This is a genomic window from Pasteurella oralis (assembly GCF_002850605.1).
GTDB classification, from domain to species: domain Bacteria; phylum Pseudomonadota; class Gammaproteobacteria; order Enterobacterales; family Pasteurellaceae; genus Pasteurella; species Pasteurella oralis.
Window position 1 is genome coordinate 18,472 of sequence record NZ_NXGB01000002.1, and the last position, 16,782, is coordinate 35,253.

The window sequence follows — 16,782 nt, forward strand, 5'->3', positions numbered from 1 at the left end:
GCGAACAGAGCAATGAGTAAAGAACTTTTATTGGCTGCTGAAGCCGTGTCAAATGAAAAATTATTACCACGTGAGAAAATTTTTGAAGCATTAGAAAGCGCATTAGCCCTTTCAACCAAGAAAAAATATGAACAAGAAATTGATGTTCGTGTCGTGATCAATCCTAAAACGGGTGAATTTGATACTTTTCGTCGTTGGTTAGTGGTAGAAGAAGTCGCCAATCCAACGAAAGAAATTACGTTAGAAGCTGCACAGTTTGAAGATCCAACAATCCAGTTAGGTGATTACATTGAAGATCAAATTGAATCTGTGGCATTTGATCGTATTACCATGCAAACTGCTCGCCAAGTGATTAGTACTAAGATTCGTGAAGCGGAACGTAATAAAATTGTTGAGCAGTTCCGTTCACAGGAAGGCGAAATTGTGACTGGAACTGTAAAGAAAGTGAACCGTGACAATATTGTGTTGGATTTAGGTCAACAAGCTGAAGCTGTAATTTTACGTGAAGACATGCTACCACGTGAAAACTTCCGCCCAGGTGACCGTGTCCGTGGTGTGCTTTATAAAGTAAGCCCAGAAAGTAAAGGGGCACAATTATTTGTGACTCGTGCCAAACCTGAAATGTTGATTGAATTATTTCGCATTGAAGTACCAGAAATTGGTGAGGAATTAATTGAAATTAAAAATGCCGCACGTGATCCTGGTTCTCGCGCTAAGATTGCAGTGAAGAGTAATGACAAACGTATTGATCCAGTCGGTGCTTGTGTTGGTATGCGTGGTGCACGCGTACAAGCAATTACGAATGAATTAGGGGGGGAGCGTGTAGATATCGTGCTTTGGGATGATAATCCTGCACAATTTGTGATTAACGCAATGGCACCAGCTGATGTCAGTTCAATTGTTGTTGATGAAGATTCACACTCAATGGATATTGCCGTTGAATCAGCAAATCTTGCTCAAGCAATTGGGCGTAATGGTCAAAATGTCCGTTTAGCTACTCAATTAACTGGCTGGACGTTAAACGTGATGACAACAGATGAATTAGATGAGAAGCATCAAGCAGAAGATAATAAAGTATTGAAACTGTTCATGAATGCCTTAGAAATTGATGAAGAATTTGCACATATTTTGATTGAAGAAGGCTTCTCAACTTTAGAAGAATTAGCTTACATTTCCGTAAGTGAGTTAACCGCGATTGATGGTTTAGAAGATGAAGATCTCGTAGAAGAGTTACAAACGCGTGCAAAAGATGCAATTACTGCTGCTGCATTAGCGGAAGAAGAAGCATTGAAGCAAGCTCATATTGAAGAGCGTCTACTTAACTTAGAAGGGATGAGTCGTCATATCGCATTAAAATTAGCAGAGAAAAATATTACTACTCTAGAAGAACTTGCAGAACAAGGTGTTGATGATTTAGCTGATATTGAAGATTTAACAGCGGAACAGGCAGCAGATTTCATTATGGCTGCACGTAATATCTGTTGGTTCAGTGAGTAATGGGAGGAGTGAAGATATGACAGAAGATGTTAAAAAAGCTGATGGGACAGCCCCAAAGAAATTGAGCTTACAGCGCAGAACGAAAACCACGGTGAGTACTACCGCAGGTGGTAAGGCAAAAGAAGTGCAGGTTGAAGTTCGTAAAAAACGCACTGTGCCAACAGATGCAGCGAAAAAAGCAGAAGAAGCTAAGTTAAAGGCGATTCAAGAGGCAGAAAGACTTGCAGCAGAAAAAGCGAAGAAAGAAGCTGAAGAAAAAGCGCGTTTAGAGGCTGAAAAAGCGAAACAAGTTAAAGCTGAAGAAACTAAAAAAGCCCAGCAAACTATAACTAAACCTGTTGATACGGAAAAAGAAAAGCGTCGCGCTGAAGAAGCAGAATTACGTCGTAAGGCAGATGAATTAGCGCGTCAAAAAGCAGAAGAACAGGCACGTAAAGCAGCAGAAGAAGCAAAACGTTATGCTGAGTTAAGTGACGATGAGTTTGAATCAACGAGTTCGGAAGATTATGCGGATTATAACTTAACGTCTAGTTATGCACGTGAAGCGGAAGACGAAGAGGAACGTCGCAAAGAAAGCCGTAATCGCGGTGGTAAAAACAAAGTTGCAAAAGCGAAAAAAGGCGGTCGTGAAGAAGAAAACTCAAAAACTGAACGTGAGTCAAATCGTCGTAATCAAAAAGAGGGTAAAGGCGGTAAAGGTAAAAATGCGAAAAAAGGTAGTGCATTACAACAAGCATTTACTAAGCCAGCTCAAGCTGTTAACCGCGATGTTGTGATTGGTGAAACTATCACTGTTGCAGAACTTGCGAATAAAATGGCTGTAAAAGCAACAGAAGTCATTAAAACAATGATGAAAATGGGGGCGATGGCAACGATTAACCAAGTGATTGACCAAGAAACTGCACAACTTGTTGCAGAGGAAATGGGACATAAGGTTATTATTCGTAAGGAAAATGAACTTGAAGAATCAGTAATGAGTGATCGTGATTTGGATGCAGAATTAGTTACTCGTGCACCAGTGGTCACTATTATGGGGCACGTTGACCATGGTAAAACCTCGTTACTTGATTATATTCGTAAAGCCAAAGTGGCTTCAGGTGAAGCGGGCGGTATTACACAGCATATCGGCGCATACCATGTAGAAACTGACGGTAAAATGATTACCTTCTTAGATACACCGGGACACGCTGCATTTACTTCTATGCGTGCACGTGGTGCAAAGGCAACGGATATTGTAGTCCTTGTTGTTGCAGCAGATGATGGTGTGATGCCACAAACTATCGAAGCAATTCAACATGCAAAAGCAGCTGGCGTACCAATTGTTGTTGCGGTGAATAAGATTGATAAGCCAGAAGCTAATCCAGATCGTGTTGAAACAGAATTATTACAACATGAGGTTGTGGCAGAGAAATTTGGTGGTGATACACAATTTGTTTATGTCTCAGCGAAAAAAGGGACAGGTGTTGATGAGCTACTTGAAGCGATCTTATTACAATCAGAAGTACTTGAATTAACAGCCGTGAAAGAAGGAATGGCAACAGGCGTTGTGATCGAATCTTATCTTGATAAAGGTCGTGGTCCAGTAGCTACTATTCTTGTTCAATCAGGCACTTTACATCGTGGTGATATTGTACTTTGTGGCTTCGAATATGGTCGTGTTCGTGCGATGCGTAATGAAAACGGTAAAGAAGTTGCTAGTGCAGGTCCATCAATTCCAGTGGAAGTGTTAGGGCTTTCAGGGGTACCTGCGGCGGGTGATGAAGCAACAGTGGTTCGTGATGAGAAAAAAGCACGTGAAGTGGCATTATATCGTCAAGGCAAATTCCGTGAAGTAAAATTAGCGCGTCAGCAAAAAGCGAAATTGGAAAACATGTTTACCAATATGGCAGAAGGCGATGTAGCAGAATTGAATGTGATTGTGAAAGCTGACGTACAGGGTTCGGTGGAGGCTATTGTTCAATCCTTACACGAGCTTTCAACTGACGAAGTAAAAGTGAAAGTTGTTGGTTCTGGTGTTGGTGGTATTACAGAAACAGATGCGACTTTAGCCGCAGCCTCAAACGCAATCGTTGTTGGTTTCAACGTACGTGCCGATGCTTCAGCGCGTCGTATTATTGAATCGGAAAGCATTGATTTACGTTATTACTCAATTATTTATGAGCTATTGAATGAAATCAAAGCAGCAATGAGCGGTATGTTACAACCTGAATTTAAACAAGAAATCATTGGTCTTGCGGAAGTACGTGATGTGTTCCGTCATCCAAAATTTGGTGCAATCGCAGGTTGTATGGTCACTGAAGGTATTGTGAAACGCAACAATCCAATCCGTGTATTACGTGATAATGTAGTGATCTTTGAAGGTGAACTTGAATCACTACGCCGCTTTAAAGATGACGTGGCAGAAGTACGTAACGGAATGGAATGTGGTATTGGCGTGAAAAACTACAATGACGTGAAAGTCGGCGATCAAATCGAAGTCTTTGAAGTTGTTGAGATCAAACGTACGATCTAACTTCTCACTGATAACTAAAGAAGAAGCGGAGAGCATGAAGCTGTCCGCTTTTTGTTTATGCTAGTACGGTAATTGAGAGGATGGAGCCAAAACTTTTCTAAAAATCACCGCACTTTTTTACCTAACTGATGAAAAAAGCAGGTGTACTAAGTACTAACCTGCTTTTTCGCTTTATTGACAAATGAGTCCATCGTTTTGACCAATACAAGCCGCTTTTATGCCTATATAAGCTGGAACGGCTAAAATACCAACAGCTACATCAGCTACTGCAGCAAATGGCGTGAGCAATATTGTGCTTACATTTGCTCCTTTTTCGGCTGGTAAATGTTCAATGTTAGTATATATTTCTATGGTTTCAGAGAATGGATAGTGATTTTTCGCTACGTAATGAGCCCCTGCTTTGGGTAAATAACGATGACCAACCAGATCAATTTTACGATACCAAATTTTCTTTTCTCGATTTAATTTTTCTAAATCAATTTTGTATTTATATTGTTTCGTCATGTTATAGAATGCCGTTTTATAGGAAAGGTTTTTAAAGCCTAGATCAGCAGCAGTTTTCAGATGTTTTTTACTCAGCTTACTGGTATCTAATGCTAAATAAAGTTCGGTAGTGATTTCGTCAGGCTTTTCTTTTGTACTATTTACTATGCCCATTTGTGAGTAAATATGCTGTCTGAAAGGTAGCTTCACTATTTTGGCGATCAACTGGTGATCTTTCGACTTATGTTCTTCTAAAAGATAATGATATTTTTCACCAAATACCGCAATTTTTTTATTTGGTGTTAAACCAAAAAAGTAAATATTATCTTTTTCTACATCAATGTGTACTGTCTCAGATTTCTCATCACTGTCATATAATGCTTCCGTGAAGCCTCCTTTACACCCAGCCAACAACAAACCAGATAATAAAAGTAGAAAATAATTTTTGAAAAAATGCATAACACCTCCTAATTGATCAAATCACTAACACCATAAACATTTTAAAGAAAATAAACAATCCTTATATGAAGAGATAAAAAGTTGATAAAAAAATCGAATAAAGTTGCCTTGAACAGTCAGTTATATGTATTAAAAATACATGATTTGTGCCAAAATACAGCCCTTAAAGAAAAAGAATAAGGAAAAGAAATGGCAAGAGAATTTAAGCGTAGTGATCGGGTTGCACAAGAAATTCAAAAAGAAATTGCAATTATTTTACAACGTGAGGTGAAAGATCCTCGTATTGGTATGGTAACTGTTTCTGATGTTGAAGTATCAAGTGACCTTGCATATGCGAAAGTGTTTGTGACATTTTTATTTGATCATGATGAGTCGGCAATTGAATCAGGTATGAAAGTGCTAGAAAAAGCCTCGCCTTATATTCGTAGCTTGCTTGGTAAAGCTATGCGCTTACGTATTGTGCCTGAAATTCGTTTTATTTATGACCGCTCTTTAATTGAAGGTATGCGTATGTCAAATTTAGTGACAAATGTAGTGCGCCAAGATCAAGAACGTCATATTGATGATGATGTAATATCAGAGGAAAAATAATGTCGAGACCTCGTAAACGTGGGCGTGATATTGATGGTGTATTTTTGCTTGATAAGCCGCAAGGAATGAGCTCAAATGACATTATGCAAAAAGTGAAGCGTCTATTCCAAGCGAATAAAGCTGGACATACAGGAGCATTAGATCCATTGGCAACAGGTATGTTGCCAATTTGTTTGGGGGAGGCAACAAAGTTTTCTCAATTTTTACTTGATGCAGATAAACGCTATCAAGTAACTGCAAAGTTAGGTGAGCGTACAGATACTTCTGATGCGGAAGGACAAGTAGTTCAAACGCGTTCTGTGAATGTCACAGAGCAAGATATTCTTGCAGCTTTACCACATTTTCGAGGCAATTTAATGCAAGTACCCACAATGTTTTCTGCATTAAAGTATCAAGGAAAACCGCTATATGAATATGCACGAGCGGGGATTACCGTTGAACGAGATGCGCGTCCAATTACTATCTTCGCATTGACTTTTATTGAGTATCATGCACCTTATTTAACTTTAGAAGTGCATTGCTCTAAAGGGACTTACATTCGTACTTTAGTCGATGATCTAGGCGAGTATTTGGGTTGTGGTGCGCACGTTACGGTATTACGTCGTACTGCTGTTGCTGATTATCCTATTGCGGCGATGGTGGATTGGGCGACTTTACAAGAATTAGCTGAAAAGCAAGATCTTGCGTTACTTGACCAATATTTATTACCAGTAGATAGTGCTGTTTCAAAACTAGTTGCATTAGCGCTGAATAAAGAACAAACTCAATCAATTCGTTTCGGGCAACGAGTAAAATTTGATAATGTAGAGCAAATTTACGGACAAGTGCGCTTATTGTCAGAGCAAAAGCAATTCTTAGGTGTTGCTGTTGTAGATGAAAATAATGTAATTCATCCCCAGCGGTTAATTAGTCAAAGTTAAATCTCAGCTTTAAAATTTAAAAGCATTACACAGTAAGCAGATTCTGCTTTTCTTCTTGATAGGATTTAATAGTGCACTCATTTCTTTCATCTCACAAAATAATAAAGACAGCGAAAGGCTGTCTTTATTGGTTTTAACGGATTTGAAAAGTGCGGTCACTTTTCTGAAAGTTTCGTAGACGCTATTTAACCGTAACTCGTGCAAATTTGCGTTTACCCACCTGATATACTGCGCTACTTGATGTGATCACTAATTTTGCATCTTCTACTTTTTCACCATCAATTTTAACGCCACCTTGTTGAACCATACGATTTGCTTCTGAGGTTGAGGCAACTAAGCCTGCTTCTTTCAATAAATTCGCTAGACCAATTTCACCTTCGAAAGTAAACTCTGGCATTTTGTCTGGCATTACACCTTTTTGGAAACGGTTAATAAATTCTTGCTCTGCGGCTTGCGCGTCAGCTTCTGAATGGAAACGAGCAATGATTTCTTTAGCAAGTAACACTTTGACATCACGAGGATTACGACCATTTTTGACTTCTGTTTTTAATTGTACAATTTCAGTTAGTGGGCGGAAAGAGAGTAAGTCGTACCAATCCCACATTAAATCATCCGAAATTGACATCACTTTACCAAACATTTCGTTTGGTGCTTCTGTGACACCGATATAGTTACCAAGTGATTTAGACATTTTTTTCTCACCATCTAAACCCACTAATAATGGTAGAGTGATTGCCACTTGAGGTTTTTGACCTGCAGATTTTTGTAGCTCGCGTCCTACAAGTAAATTGAATTTCTGATCTGTTCCACCTAATTCCACATCAGCTTCTAAGGCGACAGAGTCATAACCTTGTAGTAATGGATAAATGAATTCATGAATTGCGATAGGTTGATTATGACTAAAACGTTTTTTGAAATCATCACGTTCTAGCATGCGAGCGACGGTATAATTAGAAGCTAAACGGATCATGCCTTCTGTGCCAAGTTCACCTAACCAACTCGAATTAAATACGATACGCGTTTTTTGAGGATCAAGAATTTTATAAATTTGTTGCTTGTAGGTTTCTGCGTTACGTAACACATCTTCACGGCTTAATGGTGGGCGAGTACTATTTTTACCTGAAGGATCGCCAACCATGCCAGTAAAATCACCGATTAAGAAGATAACTTCATGCCCAAATTGCTGGAATTGACGTAATTTGTTTAGTACTACAGTGTGACCAAGATGAATATCTGGTGCTGTTGGATCTGCACCTAACTTGATGCGCAAAGGGCGATTCTCTTTTAATTTTTCAATTAAATCTGTTTCTGAAAGAATTTCATCTACACCGCGTTTCAGTTCTGCGAGAGCTGTATTGATATCCGTCATTGCTGTATCCTGTTTTATTTGAGCTAAAACACTACATTATAGTGATTATTCAACAAATGAAAAGCGATTTACTTTGAAAAGTGCGGTCTGTTTTTTGAAATTTGAAGATAAAAAAAACGCCTCTTTGTGGGGGAGGAGGCGTTCAAATGTTGGAGTGATTATCTATTGTTGTTTGAATGGTGTAAATGATAATTGTTATCAAAAATAAAGTCAATAGATTTTAATGAAAATTATTCTCAAATTTGAAATTATTTTTTGTCGCCAATGTAACTCACTGAATTTATAAGAGAAAGTGTTATTGGTTGTGCTTTTGCAAAACTAAATTCCCCCGCATAAGCATAGACTTCAACACCTTCATGAATAGCTTCATGTAATAATTTGTCATATTCAGGATCGATATGTTCTGCCACTTTAAAGCAATCAAAGCCATTATGCAGCCCGGCAAAAAAGACAACAGCACGGTGTCCTTGTTTTTTCATTGCCATTAATTCACGTAGATGTTTTTGCCCACGAGTTGTCACGGCATCAGGAAACATACCTATTGTATTTTTTACTAATGTGACTGATTTCACTTCAACATAACAATCAGGCAAATTGTCACCTTTTAATAAAAAATCAATGCGACTATTTTCTTCACCATATTTCACTTCAGACAAAATTTGGTTATACATAGCTAATTCTTTAATTTGTTTATTTTGTAATGCTTCAAAGGTAAGTTGATTAGAGCGATGTGTATTAATGCATACCATTTTACCATTTTTAAGCTGAGTAATTTCCCATGAATGTGGATATTTGCGGGTTTGGCTATCAGAATGAGAGTACCACACAATATCACCAGCTTCACCGCAACCAGTCATCGCCCCAGTATTTGCACAATGGATCGTGAGTATCTCGCCATTATCCAGTTGTACATCGGCAAGAAAACGTTTGTAACGACGAATGAGTATTGCTGATTGGAGTGGAGGGAGTTGCATAGAAATCCTTGTATGTTAATTGAAAAATGTGTTGTTATATTGCGGAATTTTATACTTTCTGGCAAGCAAAAATGGGTTTAAAACGAAGAAGGCTTTTATCATCAGCAAATAAACGTACGCTGGGTTTTATAAACGTTTTGTGAATAAATTAAGTATTTTAAAATTGCCGTATAAATGAGTAAATTGTCAGTAAATAATTTTAGAAAATTTCTATTTTTATGAGGGATTAAATAAATAACTTTAAATCATATATGAAATTGATAAAAACTTTTGTAACTTTAAAACAATAAATGGTACATTGAAGCAGTTTTGACTTTTTGTCATCTTTTAGGGGAGTAACGTGTTTACTCGAACTTATCATCAATCAATTTGAAGGAAACATTATGTTAATTGGTGTACCTAGAGAACTGCTTGATAATGAAAGTCGTGTGGCGGCAACGCCGAAAACTGTGCAGCAAATTTTAAAGCTCGGCTTTGAAGTGATTGTTGAGCATAATGCCGGTTTTAAAGCGAGTTTTGAAGATCAAGCATTTGCAGAAGCTGGCGCAAAAATTGGTTCAGTAGAAGAAGTTTGGCAGTCAGATATTGTTTTTAAAGTGAATGCGCCAACGGATGCAGAAATTGCGTTACTTAAAGAAGGTGCGACATTAGTCAGCTTTATTTGGCCTGCGCAAAATCCAGAACTGATGGAAAAATTGTCTGCCAAGAAAATTAATGTATTAGCAATGGATGCGGTGCCACGTATTTCTCGCGCACAATCTTTAGATGCATTAAGTTCAATGGCAAATATTGCAGGTTATCGTGCTGTGGTGGAAGCTGCGCATGAATTTGGTAGTTTCTTTACTGGTCAGATTACAGCGGCAGGTAAAGTACCCCCTGCAAAAGTACTTGTGATTGGTGCAGGTGTAGCGGGCTTAGCGGCTATCGGTGCAGCAAATAGTTTAGGTGCAATTGTGCGTGCGTTTGACTCTCGTCCTGAAGTGAAAGAGCAAGTGGAAAGTATGGGCGCCAGTTTCCTTGAAATTGATTTCCAAGAAGAAGGTGGTAGCGGTGATGGCTATGCGAAAGTCATGTCAGAAGAATTTAATCGTCGTGCTCTGGCGCTTTATGCAGAACAAGCCAAAGAAGTTGATATTATTATTACTACGGCATTAATTCCAGGTAAGCCAGCTCCTCGTTTGATTACCAAAGAAATGGTAGCATCCATGAAGCCGGGATCAGTGATTGTGGATTTAGCAGCTGCTACAGGTGGTAACTGTGAGCTGTCGAAAGCGGGGGAAGTGGTGGTGACAGAGAACCAAGTGAAAATCATTGGTTACACGGATTTACCAAGTCGCTTACCAACGCAGTCTTCTCAGCTTTATGGGACAAACTTAGTTAATTTATTGAAGTTATTGTGCAAAGAAAAAGATGGCAACATTGATATTGATTTTGAAGATGTTGTGTTACGCGGTGTCACAGTTATTCGTGATGGTGAAGTGACTTGGCCTGCACCGCCAATTCAAGTTTCTGCACAAGCACAACAAATGAAAGCGACACCTGTTGAGAAAAAAGAAGTGAAGCCTGCTGATCCTCGTATCAAATATGGTGCAATGGCTGTGGCAGCATTCTTGTTTATGGCATTAGCTTCAGTTGCACCAGCTGCATTTTTATCGCACTTCACTGTATTTGTACTTGCTTGTGTTGTTGGCTACTATGTTGTATGGAATGTTAGCCATGCGCTACATACACCATTAATGGCAGTCACTAATGCAATTTCAGGCATTATTATTGTAGGAGCATTATTGCAGATTGCACAGGGCAATTTCTTTATTAGCATTTTGGCATTTATCGCGATTTTAGTAGCAAGTATCAATATTTTCGGTGGCTTTAAAGTCACACAACGTATGCTTGCGATGTTTAGAAAAGATTAAGGAGTAAGCAATGTCTGAAGGTTTAGTACAAGCTGCTTATATCGTTGCAGCATTACTTTTCATTATGAGCTTAGCAGGTCTTTCTAAACATGAAACTGCAAAAGCAGGTTGTTGGTATGGTATTGTCGGTATGGCAATTGCTTTAGTCGCAACAATTTTTGGTCCAGAATCAAAAGGGACTATCTGGATTTTAATCGCGATGGTAATTGGTGCCGTGATTGGTATTAAGCGAGCGCTAAAAGTAGAAATGACTGAAATGCCAGAGCTTGTCGCAATTTTACACAGCTTTGTCGGCTTAGCCGCAGTGTTAGTTGGTTTTAACAGTTATGGCTTACACTATGAAGCAGCAATGCCAGCAAATTTAGATGCTGCAGCACAAGCGGCATTTTTAGCAGAGCAAAAAGTGTTAAGTAATATCCATAATGTAGAAGTATTTCTTGGGATTTTTATTGGCGCTGTCACTTTTACAGGTTCTGTGGTCGCATTTGGTAAATTACGTGGCATTATTGATTCTAAAGCATTGGCTTTACCACATCGCCATAAATTAAATTTAGCTGCGTTAGTTATTTCAGCATTATTGATGGCATCATTCTTAAATAGCCCAGAAAATATTTTCCCTGTGTTATTGATGACCGCAATTGCGCTTGCTTTTGGTTGGCATTTAGTTGCTTCAATAGGTGGGGCAGATATGCCAGTCGTGGTGTCTATGCTTAACTCCTATTCAGGCTGGGCAGCAGCAGCGGCAGGTTTTATGTTAAGTAATGATTTATTAATTGTAACTGGCGCCTTAGTTGGGTCATCTGGTGCGATTTTGTCTTACATCATGTGTAAAGCCATGAACCGTTCTTTCATTAGTGTAATTGCGGGTGGTTTTGGTAACGATCCTGTGGTAAGTAGTGATGAAGAACAAGGTGAACACCGTGAAACTACCGCAGAAGAAGTGGCTGAATTACTCAAAAACTCAAGTTCTGTGATTATTACACCGGGATATGGTATGGCAGTTGCACAAGCACAGTATCCTGTGGCAGAAATTACGCAAAAACTGCGTGAGCGTGGTGTGAATGTGCGGTTTGGTATTCATCCTGTAGCAGGTCGCTTACCGGGTCATATGAATGTGTTACTTGCAGAAGCGAAAGTCCCTTACGATATTGTGTTAGAAATGGATGAAATCAATGACGATTTTGCTGATACTGATACCGTATTAGTGATCGGTGCAAATGATACTGTAAATCCTGCTGCGATGGATGATCCAAACAGCCCAATCGCAGGTATGCCGGTACTTGAAGTATGGAAAGCACAAAATGTGATTGTATTTAAACGCTCAATGAATACGGGTTATGCTGGTGTACAAAATCCATTGTTCTTTAAAGACAATACACAAATGTTGTTTGGTGATGCGAAAGATCGCGTAGACGATATTTTGAAAGCATTATAAAAATTTGCTGAAAATTGACCGCACTTTTGAAGTGCGGTTTTTTTATCTATGAGAAAGTTATGATAAAAAAATTAAAAACATTGTCTTTAACGTCATGGATAGCTATTTTATCCATGATTATATCTCTATATTCTTGTCATTCATTACAGAAACAACAAGAAACCAATGCAAAGCCTTATTTGAAATTCATTGCAGATAGATATGCTTTCCCTAATGCAGATGGCAAGTTATATTTTGGTGCCTTAGTCAAAAATATAGGTTTAGGTCCCGCATTGATTACGTCAGTTTCTATTTCTACTCATAAACAAGAATATGAGTTAAATAATCTTTCTCCACAACAAGAATATATGACATTACGGAATATTTTTCGTGATAATGGGTTCAATTTTGATGAGGGTTGTCGATTTTTTCCACAAGGTATGATTTCTGTGAATCAAGGAATTATCGCAGGAGAAAGTATTCCATTGATTATTTATCCTGAATGGGATAATCAAGATATACTAATGACATACAACAGAATGCTGTTAAAGTTAAAACCTGAGGAAGAGCTGAATTTTGAGGATAATGTTTATCACGCGTTGTATATGAAAAGAGAAATTTGCCAAAGACAAGTACTAGCTATTTTAGCGAATGGCATCACATTAAATGTCGAGTATAAATCTATTTATGGCAAAATAAATGATAAGAACGATCGAATAAAAATATTGAAAGTGAAATATGATGAAAACTATTGAAATCCACCCATTTCCGCCTATTTTTCCACCGCATGCCAAAATAATGATGATGGGGACGTTTCCGCCGAAAGAAGACAAGCGGTGTATGCATTTTCATTATCCTAATTTTCAAAATGATATGTGGCGGATTTATGGTTTAGTATTCTTTAATGATGCTGCCCACTTTCAAGTGAAAGGTGAAAAACGATTTGATCCTATACGTATTGAAGCTTTTTTACGCGAATGGGGGATTGGGTTATGCTCCACAATTCATACTGCGATTCGTGAAAAAGATAATGCGTCTGATAAATTTTTAACTGTAGTAGAGCCTGTTGATCTGGCTCAGGCTTTAACGCAAGTCCCAAATTGTCGCTGGCTATTTACGACTGGTGGTAAAGCAACAGAAACACTTTTAAGTTTGTTACCAGAAAAAATAATACCACCTAAAACCAATCAATTTATTACTTTTTATTATGCAGGACGTGAACTAAACTTGTACCGTTTACCTTCAACCTCAAGAGCCTATCCAATGAGTTTGCTAAATAAAACAAAAGCCTACCGCGATTTCTTTGAATTAACTGGGATCTTAGCTAAAGAGTAAAAAGAATTCATCGTCAATAAATCTAAACTTTGTTAAGATAAACTTCATTTTTACTGATTATTTTGCAAGGAGACACTATGCATTGCCCTTTTTGTTCTACAGAAGAAACTAAAGTGATTGACAGTCGTTTAGTGTCTGATGGTTATCAAGTCCGTCGTCGTCGTGAGTGTGGAAATTGCCATGAACGTTTCACTACTTTTGAAACCGCAGAATTAATCGTACCAAAAATTATTAAAAATGATGGTACTCGCGAACCTTTTAATGAAGATAAATTACGGCGTGGTATCCAACATGCTTTAGAAAAACGACCAGTCAGTGCAGATGATGTTGAACAAGCGATTAGTCATATTATGCACTGTTTAAGAGCAACGGGTGAGCGTGAAGTGCCAAGTAAATTAGTAGGTACTTTAGCGATGGAAGAATTAAAAAAACTAGATAAAGTCGCTTATATTCGTTTTGCGTCAGTCTATTTAAGTTTTGATGATATTAAACAATTTAGTAAAGAAATTGAGAATTTAAGAGATTAAAGATGAGCGAATTCAGCGTACAAGATGTTGCGTTTATGCAAATGGCATTAGATCTTGCGCAGCAAGGACAATTTACGACCACACCTAATCCTTCTGTGGGGTGTGTTCTTGTCAAAGCTGGACGCATTGTTGGAAAGGGTTTTCATTTTAGGGCTGGAGAGCCACATGCGGAAGTGATGGCGTTGCGAGAAGCGGGTGAAAATGCACGTGGTGCGACTGCTTATGTGACTTTAGAGCCTTGTTCTCATTTTGGACGTACTCCACCTTGTGCGAAAGGGCTAATTGAAGCGGGTGTTGTTAAAGTAATTAGTGCTATGTATGATCCAAATCCACAGGTTGCAGGCAAAGGTTTGCAAATGTTAGCTGAGAATGGCATTGAAAGTGCGGTCGGTTTGTTAGCAGAAAAAGCAGAATGGCTTAATCGTGGTTTTTTAAAGCGAATGCGTACAGGAAAACCTTTTGTGCAATTAAAAATGGCAATGAGCTTGGACGGGCGTACGGCACTAGCTAATGGCGAAAGTAAGTGGATTACTAACGCGTTATCTCGTGCTGATGTACAAGTAGAGCGAGCTAAAGCATCGGCAATTTTATCTGCCAGCCAAACAGTGATTGCAGACGATCCTTTGCTTAATGTGCGCTGGGAACAGTTACCTGAACCAGTTCAGCAAGCTTATTCAGTAGAAAATTTACGTCAGCCAGTACGTGTGATTTTAGATTCACAACACCAAGTTACATCGACAAAACGTTTATTTAAGATTGATGCACCAGTTTGGTTAGTGAGCAAAACAGCACGAGATCTTGCAGATTATCCGGTTTTCTGTAAACAGATTCTGCTAGCAGATACATCACATTATTTACAAGATCTCATGTTTGAATTAGGTCAGCGTCAAATAAATACAGTATGGATTGAAGCGGGTGCGACTTTGGCAGGGGCATTAATTGAACAGAATTTAGTGGATGAGTTAATTATTTATACTGCCCCCAAATTGCTTGGTGATGAGGCAAGAGGGTTGTGTAAACTTCCACATTTAACTCAACTTGCTGATGCGACGTTATGGAAATTACATTCCATTGAGCGACTTGGTGATGACATCAAATCCATTTATCATCCAATAGTTATGGAGCCAAAATGTTAAGAAAACTTATTCGTTCGGCAGTAATTGGTTTAGCCTGTGCGTTATTTATTTTAGTTGCACTGCCGAATTTGAATCATTTGAATTTTTTCCAACCTGAACCTATGTCTTTTAAAGAGGCGGTTCGTATTGCTTCGCCAGCTGTAGTGAATGTATATAATCGTGCATTTTCCTCAAATAGTCGGGATCAACTTGAAGTAGGTAATTTAGGTTCAGGTGTCATTATGTCAAAAGATGGTTATATCCTGACAAATAAACATGTGATTCAAAATGCGGATCAAATTGTTGTAGCACTGCAAAATGGGCAGCTTTTTGATGCAAGTTTGATTGGTTCAGATAGTTTAACTGATTTAGCTGTATTAAAAATTCGGGCAGATAATTTATCCACAATTCCGCAGAATCCCAAACGTCAAGTACATGTTGGTGATATTGCTTTAGCCATTGGTAATCCTTATAACTTAGGGCAAAGTGTTTCACAGGGGATCATTAGTGCGGTTGGACGTAATGCTGTGGGTGATTCTGTTGGGCGTCAAAACTTTATTCAAACCGATGCTTCAGTCAATCGCGGTAATTCAGGTGGTGCACTAATTAATTCATTAGGTGAGTTAATTGGGATTAATACCTTGAGTATTAGTAAAACTTCTAATGAGATTGCAGAAGGGTTAAACTTTGCGATTCCAATTGAGCTGGCTAATGATGTGATGAAAAAAATTATTCGTGATGGACGGGTTATTCGAGGTTATTTTGGAGTACAAAGTGATATTTTCTTTAGCAATGGGCAGGGTGTGAATATTGAAAAAGGGATATTGATTACCAATGTCAGTCCAGATAGCCCAGCAGGCAAAGCAGGTGTGAAAGCAGGAGATATTATTTTGAAAGTAGGTGATGTGGAAGCAATTTCACCAGCACAAATGATGCACGTTATTAGCAATACCCGTCCAAATACAAAATTGAATGTTGTCATTTTACGCTTAGGTAAACAAATTGAGCTACCTGTAGTGATAGAAGAGTATCCAATTAATTAACTATGTCAGAAATCAAAATTCAAACTAGCCACTTTTTTGCATGTTTAGATCGATTGAGATTAATTCAACGTTGGTCTTTAATGCGTAATCTTGAAAAAGAAAATTTAGCCGAGCATAGCTTACAGGTGGCTTTTGTGGCGCATACTTTGGCACTGGTCAAAAATAAGTTTTACCAAGGCAATGTCAATCCTGAAAAAATTGCTGTCATTGCGATGTATCATGATACTTCGGAAATTTTTACGGGTGATTTGCCGACACCAATTAAATATTTTAATGCGGAAATCACACAAGCTTATAAACAAATTGAAAATGCGGCTGAATTCCATCTGCTTTCTTTATTACCAGAAGCATTACAGTCAGAATTTGCTCTTTATCTCAATTCGCAAGCAATTTCAGCAGAAGAAAAACATATTGTAAAACAAGCTGACTTGATTTGCGCCTATATAAAAGCACAATTTGAACTTGAAAATGGCAATCAAGAGTTTAAAGCCGCAAAAGTGCGGTTAGAAAAATTAATGAATCAATGGTATAGCCAGGAAATGGATTATTTTATGCAAGTATTTATTCCAAGTTTTGGGAAGTCTATTGATGAAATTGCTTTATAAAGAAAGGGCAGATTATTTCATCTGC

15 protein-coding genes are annotated in these 16,782 nt (G+C 38.3%); 12 read left to right on the top strand and 3 right to left on the bottom strand.

The window, feature by feature from the left end; translation table 11 throughout:
• Positions 1 to 12 precede the first annotated feature (12 nt).
• Together nusA and infB are read left to right on the top strand one after the other, a co-directional pair.
• A complete protein-coding gene (nusA, locus tag C0975_RS02535) occupies positions 13 to 1,497 on the top strand; it encodes a transcription termination factor NusA (RefSeq protein ID WP_101774834.1) in 1,485 nt (494 codons plus the stop codon).
• Positions 1,498 to 1,513: 16 nt separating this feature from the next.
• Positions 1,514 to 4,009: a translation initiation factor IF-2 gene (infB, locus tag C0975_RS02540; protein ID WP_101774835.1), complete on the top strand. Its 2,496-nt coding sequence runs from the start codon at positions 1,514 to 1,516 to the stop codon at positions 4,007 to 4,009.
• Between the two features lie 171 nt (positions 4,010 to 4,180).
• On the opposite strand, the gene C0975_RS02545 is transcribed toward infB, so the two are convergent.
• Entirely contained in the window at positions 4,181 to 4,951 is a 771-nt protein-coding gene (locus C0975_RS02545; protein ID WP_101774836.1) for a hypothetical protein, read from the bottom strand.
• Positions 4,952 to 5,140: 189 nt separating this feature from the next.
• Between C0975_RS02545 and rbfA the strand changes: the two genes are divergently transcribed.
• Positions 5,141 to 5,542, top strand: a complete 402-nt coding sequence (gene rbfA / locus C0975_RS02550) for a 30S ribosome-binding factor RbfA (protein WP_101774837.1) — start codon at positions 5,141 to 5,143, stop codon at positions 5,540 to 5,542.
• On the top strand, positions 5,542 to 6,462 hold the full coding sequence (gene truB, locus C0975_RS02555) for a tRNA pseudouridine(55) synthase TruB (protein WP_101774838.1): 921 nt from the start codon (positions 5,542 to 5,544) through the stop codon (positions 6,460 to 6,462). The genes rbfA and truB overlap by 1 nt, the downstream gene beginning before the upstream one ends.
• 181 nt (positions 6,463 to 6,643) lie before the next feature.
• On the opposite strand, the gene tyrS is transcribed toward truB, so the two are convergent.
• Together tyrS and sfsA are read right to left on the bottom strand one after the other, a co-directional pair.
• Positions 6,644 to 7,831 (bottom strand): tyrosine--tRNA ligase, encoded by a 1,188-nt coding sequence (tyrS, locus tag C0975_RS02560; protein WP_101774839.1) that lies wholly within the window; start codon positions 7,829 to 7,831, stop codon positions 6,644 to 6,646.
• Between the two features lie 248 nt (positions 7,832 to 8,079).
• Positions 8,080 to 8,805 carry a DNA/RNA nuclease SfsA gene (gene sfsA / locus C0975_RS02565; protein WP_101774840.1) on the bottom strand — a complete coding sequence of 242 codons (726 nt, stop codon included), beginning with the start codon at positions 8,803 to 8,805 and terminating at the stop codon, positions 8,080 to 8,082.
• A gap of 383 nt (positions 8,806 to 9,188) precedes the next feature.
• Here sfsA and pntA point away from each other — a divergent pair, with 383 nt between their 5' ends.
• From pntA to yfbR, 8 genes are all read left to right on the top strand, one after another.
• Positions 9,189 to 10,718 carry a Re/Si-specific NAD(P)(+) transhydrogenase subunit alpha gene (pntA, locus tag C0975_RS02570; RefSeq protein WP_101774841.1) on the top strand — a complete coding sequence of 510 codons (1,530 nt, stop codon included), beginning with the start codon at positions 9,189 to 9,191 and terminating at the stop codon, positions 10,716 to 10,718.
• Positions 10,719 to 10,728: 10 nt separating this feature from the next.
• Positions 10,729 to 12,153, top strand: a complete 1,425-nt coding sequence (pntB, locus tag C0975_RS02575; RefSeq protein WP_101774842.1) for a Re/Si-specific NAD(P)(+) transhydrogenase subunit beta — start codon at positions 10,729 to 10,731, stop codon at positions 12,151 to 12,153.
• A gap of 113 nt (positions 12,154 to 12,266) precedes the next feature.
• Positions 12,267 to 12,887, top strand: a complete 621-nt coding sequence (locus C0975_RS02580) for a hypothetical protein (RefSeq protein WP_143485120.1) — start codon at positions 12,267 to 12,269, stop codon at positions 12,885 to 12,887.
• On the top strand, positions 12,871 to 13,467 hold the full coding sequence (locus C0975_RS02585) for a DNA glycosylase (RefSeq protein ID WP_101774844.1): 597 nt from the start codon (positions 12,871 to 12,873) through the stop codon (positions 13,465 to 13,467). The genes C0975_RS02580 and C0975_RS02585 overlap by 17 nt, the downstream gene beginning before the upstream one ends.
• 77 nt (positions 13,468 to 13,544) lie before the next feature.
• Positions 13,545 to 13,994: a transcriptional regulator NrdR gene (gene nrdR / locus C0975_RS02590; protein WP_101774845.1), complete on the top strand. Its 450-nt coding sequence runs from the start codon at positions 13,545 to 13,547 to the stop codon at positions 13,992 to 13,994.
• 2 nt (positions 13,995 to 13,996) lie between these two features.
• A complete protein-coding gene (ribD, locus tag C0975_RS02595; protein ID WP_101774846.1) occupies positions 13,997 to 15,130 on the top strand; it encodes a bifunctional diaminohydroxyphosphoribosylaminopyrimidine deaminase/5-amino-6-(5-phosphoribosylamino)uracil reductase RibD in 1,134 nt (377 codons plus the stop codon).
• Complete coding sequence (gene degS / locus C0975_RS02600) at positions 15,124 to 16,152, top strand: outer membrane-stress sensor serine endopeptidase DegS (RefSeq protein WP_101774847.1); 1,029 nt, start codon at positions 15,124 to 15,126, stop codon at positions 16,150 to 16,152. Before ribD ends, degS begins: the two co-directional genes overlap by 7 nt.
• A gap of 2 nt (positions 16,153 to 16,154) precedes the next feature.
• A complete protein-coding gene (yfbR, locus tag C0975_RS02605) occupies positions 16,155 to 16,757 on the top strand; it encodes a 5'-deoxynucleotidase (protein ID WP_101774848.1) in 603 nt (200 codons plus the stop codon).
• Positions 16,758 to 16,782 lie beyond the last annotated feature (25 nt).

Bases quoted from the DNA above. Each gene is read 5' to 3' on its own strand.
- nusA (WP_101774834.1), top strand. From the start codon at position 13: ATGAGTAAAGAACTTTTATTGGCTGCTGAAGCCGTGTCAAATGAAAAA.
- infB (WP_101774835.1), top strand. From the start codon at position 1,514: ATGACAGAAGATGTTAAAAAAGCTGATGGGACAGCCCCAAAGAAATTG.
- C0975_RS02545 (WP_101774836.1), bottom strand. From the start codon at position 4,951: ATGCATTTTTTCAAAAATTATTTTCTACTTTTATTATCTGGTTTGTTG.
- rbfA (WP_101774837.1), top strand. From the start codon at position 5,141: ATGGCAAGAGAATTTAAGCGTAGTGATCGGGTTGCACAAGAAATTCAA.
- truB (WP_101774838.1), top strand. From the start codon at position 5,542: ATGTCGAGACCTCGTAAACGTGGGCGTGATATTGATGGTGTATTTTTG.
- tyrS (WP_101774839.1), bottom strand. From the start codon at position 7,831: ATGACGGATATCAATACAGCTCTCGCAGAACTGAAACGCGGTGTAGAT.
- sfsA (WP_101774840.1), bottom strand. From the start codon at position 8,805: ATGCAACTCCCTCCACTCCAATCAGCAATACTCATTCGTCGTTACAAA.
- pntA (WP_101774841.1), top strand. From the start codon at position 9,189: ATGTTAATTGGTGTACCTAGAGAACTGCTTGATAATGAAAGTCGTGTG.
- pntB (WP_101774842.1), top strand. From the start codon at position 10,729: ATGTCTGAAGGTTTAGTACAAGCTGCTTATATCGTTGCAGCATTACTT.
- C0975_RS02580 (WP_143485120.1), top strand. From the start codon at position 12,267: ATGATTATATCTCTATATTCTTGTCATTCATTACAGAAACAACAAGAA.
- C0975_RS02585 (WP_101774844.1), top strand. From the start codon at position 12,871: ATGATGAAAACTATTGAAATCCACCCATTTCCGCCTATTTTTCCACCG.
- nrdR (WP_101774845.1), top strand. From the start codon at position 13,545: ATGCATTGCCCTTTTTGTTCTACAGAAGAAACTAAAGTGATTGACAGT.
- ribD (WP_101774846.1), top strand. From the start codon at position 13,997: ATGAGCGAATTCAGCGTACAAGATGTTGCGTTTATGCAAATGGCATTA.
- degS (WP_101774847.1), top strand. From the start codon at position 15,124: ATGTTAAGAAAACTTATTCGTTCGGCAGTAATTGGTTTAGCCTGTGCG.
- yfbR (WP_101774848.1), top strand. From the start codon at position 16,155: ATGTCAGAAATCAAAATTCAAACTAGCCACTTTTTTGCATGTTTAGAT.